Here is a 3,721-nt window from a genome sequence, read left to right on the forward strand (position 1 = left end):
CTTATGTTGCTAAGAGAAAGTGTATTTCTCAAAAGCGAGTGCAAAAGTACTAACTATTTTTCATTCCACCAAATTTTCCGAGAAGAAAGTTGCATTTTTCTTTCGAATTTAACATTCATAAACATAACGAAGCTCTAAAACAGATCTTTCTCCTTATTATATATAGGCACATAAAATACATTTGTGCTCGGACACACATGTGCATTTTAATGCCAGCAAAACTAAAACCTTTACTATGTTTCAGCAAATTCCAACAACAAAAGAAGAGATATTCTGGTACTTTCCACAAAAAAGAGGCATATAATTTGGATATTACAGTATTTCTTCGTATTTTTGCCTTGCCTAATCAAGAGTTTTTAATTATATAAAAGGAGAAAAGTATCATGAAGATAATCGTTTCACAAGAAATAGAATCCGTATGTCCTACTTTTGTAGGTGCATGCGTAGAAGCTTATGTGGAGAACTCACCTTACTGCAAGGAACTTTGGGATGAGATAAATGCGCTCGGAGAAAAGTTTAAAAGTTCTCTCACAACAGAATCGCTCAAGGAGATAAGCGGTATTGCTGCAACAAGAAAGGTATATCGTGCCTGTGGCAAGGACCCCTCACGCTATCGCCCGGCATCTGAAGCCCTTATCCGCAGAATACTGCAGGGCAAGGAACTCTATCAGAGAGATACCTTAGTTGATCTGGTAAACCTGGCAAGCATAGCCTATGGCTATAGCATAGGTGGTTTTGATGCCGACAAGTTCGAAGGCGACACGCTTACTTTAGGAGTTGGCAAAGAAGGCGAGCCTTACGAAGGTATAGGAAGAGGAATGATCAATATAGAAGGCTTACCAGTATATAGAGATAGAATGGGAGGTGTAGGAACTCCTACCAGCGACCACGAACGTACAAAAATGACACTCGGCACCACTCACCTCGTGGTTCTCATCAACGGATATGATGGTGACGAACAACACGTACGTGAGAATGCCGAGTTCATTCTGCAACTCTTAAGCAAATATTGCAAGAGCAGCGGTGGAAGTTATTTTATCTATCAATGATTTGCCTTCAACTCCTTGTCCCATTCCAGGAGTCGCTGATACTCTTTCTTGGTAATTCGCATAAAGCTACCATGCTGAGGACCCGTTACGCCCTTGATATCAACAGGATCTGAGAAATTGCGGAGATACTTATCTGCCTTGCAGATACGATAGTGCTTAGGCTGATCGCTATACTGGATATAAGCTACACGCCAGGTATCATCGCCCATCAACTGGAAGGCAGAGCTACCTTCGCAATTCTTCTTGCCTTCGAAACTTACGTAGTCATCCTCTACCGGTTCGCCCCATCCGTGGTTCAAGTGCTTGCTGGTAGCAGTATAGATACCAGGTTTTCCACCTTCCTTCTTGATAAGCATGTGGTAAAGACCATCGCTCTTCAGGAAGTTGATGTCAGCATCAATGGTAGCATATCCCCAATCGAAGAGAAGCTTTGGGGTAGTAATCTTGGTGAATGACTTGTCTGCATAGCTATAATACATCCGATCATATTTTTCTTCCGCACGGTTAAGCATAGAATAATAGATCATGTATCCACCCTTCTCACCATTTTGCCAACGATAGTCAGGATCCCAGAAAATCTGAGGAGCCCAGACACGGTTGATGGTACTCCAATCCTTGTAAGGAGACTGAGCGGTAGCTGCATCACAGAAATTCTGCATACCCTTACGATAATCGAAAGTTACACTGGTCCAGTGAATGAGATCATCACTCTTCAAGAGATCAATACCATAGTTATCCCACTTATGGCTTTTTGCCACACACATATCCGTGGTCACCATAATATATCCCTTTCCATTATGGGTACGGGTGATATAGGCGTCACGGGTTCCTCCTTCGATACGCGCATGCTCAGCAGGATCGAAGATAGGTTTACCATCATTAATGTCCTGATAGTTGTAGCCATCACGAGATACTGCATACGCGGTCCACTCTCCCTTATCACTCATGTGACAATAGAGATAACCATAATCACCCTTTACTAAATTCTGTGCTGTCATTGGCATGAAAGCTGCCAAAGCCAGGAGTACTGTTGATAATTTCTTCTTCATTATTTTTTTATTTTGTTAGTTGACAATTACAAGATGATGCTGCAAAATTACAACATATTCCTGAAATTACCAAGCCCTAAAGCCCATATAGCTATCAAAATGAAGAAAAGTACTCCTTTTTGAACGATTTAGTACCTTTTATACCTGGTCACTACAATTCTATGGTTCTACAGTAACCATCGTTACTTTTTACTTCAACCGCATGTTCATTCCACCCGTATATGTATTTATATTCCGGAGGCAGGATGATATTACCCCTCCTGTCCAATAGTCCATACAAACATTTCTGTATGCCTATCCTGCATTGGGCATAATCACCTCGGAAGTTAGAGATATGCGCGTAAATAGGTTTCACGATGATGTCGTTCATCACCTTCAGTCCCCATCTGCCATCCTGCTGGAAAGGTTCTACATTCTTCAGATATTCCTTCAGTTGTTTGGCTGTCATTTTCTTCCTTGCCGTATTCGCCTTCTTCACCGTTACCATCTCATCATTCACGGCAATGATGTTCTGAATCTTCTTCACATAGGTTGGAATGATACCCTTGCCTGCCCTCAAGCTAGCAAACATACTCTCCCAGTTGCGAGGCTTGTCAGGCAAGCCGAACTTGCGGTAGTTACCTACGTTGTCGATAATCATGCACACCTTATCCTTGTTCTCATGGTTGATGCGCAACCCACGCCCCACCATCTGCAGATACTTGGCTAGCGACAACGTAGGACGGGCCATCTGGATAAACTCCACGTCAGGACAGTCAAAACCCTCATCGAAGAGGTTCACGTTCACCAGACAGTCTATCTCGCTGCGTCTGAAATTGAATGGAGAGCACCCTTATCCTTACTTTCGCTTTCAGCTCCATTTCCTTCTCCCCATAGTCCAGGCAGAATCTGTCGAGCGTCTGCTGCATCTGCTCCACCAGTTCACGGCGGTGCGCCACAATCCACACTTCGCCCGTGTCATGGTTATCAAGAAACCATTTCACCACAGCCGCCATCACAAAGGTCTTTCCCGTACCAGTCGGCATCTGCACCATCACCGAACTGCCTACCTTCTCCTTCTTCCCATTCTCATTATAGAATGTACTGGTAGAAGAAGAGGTCAGCACATTGATGATATCCTTCAGCATCCTCTGCTGATAATCAAACAGCTTGATTTTCTTCATCAAAAGAAATTATATGAGAAGACAATAGCCAACAAGATGAGCCGAGCTTTTATTCAAAGCTCAACCCATCTTATCGTATATAATTAAAAATCTAAAGTCTTATCCTTTTGTGTTTTCCAAATTAGTTTTTTTATCTTATATATCCCAACAGATCAAGATACATCATCCTTGACTCTAAGTGTTCATCTTCAGGAATATGATTCGCCTCTTTCTCCAAACTCTCAGTAGAGTACAAGAATTTGAAGCCATTCTTTTCATAAAAATGAAGCACATTCTCCTTATTGTAAGCATCGACAACAATGAAGCGGCAACCTGTCTTATTGTCAGGATGAACAAACCACGACGCTATGTATTCAATCACTTGTGAACCAACAGACAAAACTGTTCCTTGAAACTCCTTTGCCACACCAAGTCTTCCAATCAATACTGCAGGATAACTCCTTGTTCTCTTTGAATTCGG

Annotated in this window: 4 protein-coding genes and 1 pseudogene; 1 reads left to right on the forward strand and 4 read right to left on the reverse strand. The window is 42.3% G+C overall.

What is annotated here, in order from left to right; genetic code table 11:
- Positions 1–383: 383 nt before the first annotated feature.
- A complete protein-coding gene (locus tag AAAT87_RS15015) occupies positions 384–1,049 on the forward strand; it encodes a phenylalanine--tRNA ligase beta subunit-related protein (RefSeq protein WP_153129519.1) in 666 nt (221 codons plus the stop codon).
- Here the strand turns inward: AAAT87_RS15015 and AAAT87_RS15020 are convergent.
- From AAAT87_RS15020 to AAAT87_RS15035, 4 genes and pseudogenes are all read right to left on the reverse strand, one after another.
- A complete protein-coding gene (locus AAAT87_RS15020; RefSeq protein WP_296973890.1) occupies positions 1,043–2,098 on the reverse strand; it encodes a glycoside hydrolase family 43 protein in 1,056 nt (351 codons plus the stop codon). The two genes, AAAT87_RS15015 and AAAT87_RS15020, sit on opposite strands and share 7 nt — an antisense overlap.
- Before the next feature lie 151 nt (positions 2,099–2,249).
- A complete protein-coding gene (locus AAAT87_RS15025) occupies positions 2,250–2,885 on the reverse strand; it encodes a WG repeat-containing protein (protein ID WP_349226875.1) in 636 nt (211 codons plus the stop codon).
- Positions 2,863–3,261, reverse strand: a complete 399-nt coding sequence (locus AAAT87_RS15030) for a DEAD/DEAH box helicase family protein (RefSeq protein WP_349226876.1) — start codon at positions 3,259–3,261, stop codon at positions 2,863–2,865. Before AAAT87_RS15030 ends, AAAT87_RS15025 begins: the two co-directional genes overlap by 23 nt.
- Before the next feature lie 130 nt (positions 3,262–3,391).
- Positions 3,392–3,721 (reverse strand): annotated as a pseudogene (locus AAAT87_RS15035) (N-acetyltransferase); the annotation flags it as partial.

This window comes from Segatella sinensis, from assembly GCF_040095255.1.
GTDB lineage: Bacteria > Bacteroidota > Bacteroidia > Bacteroidales > Bacteroidaceae > Prevotella > Prevotella sinensis.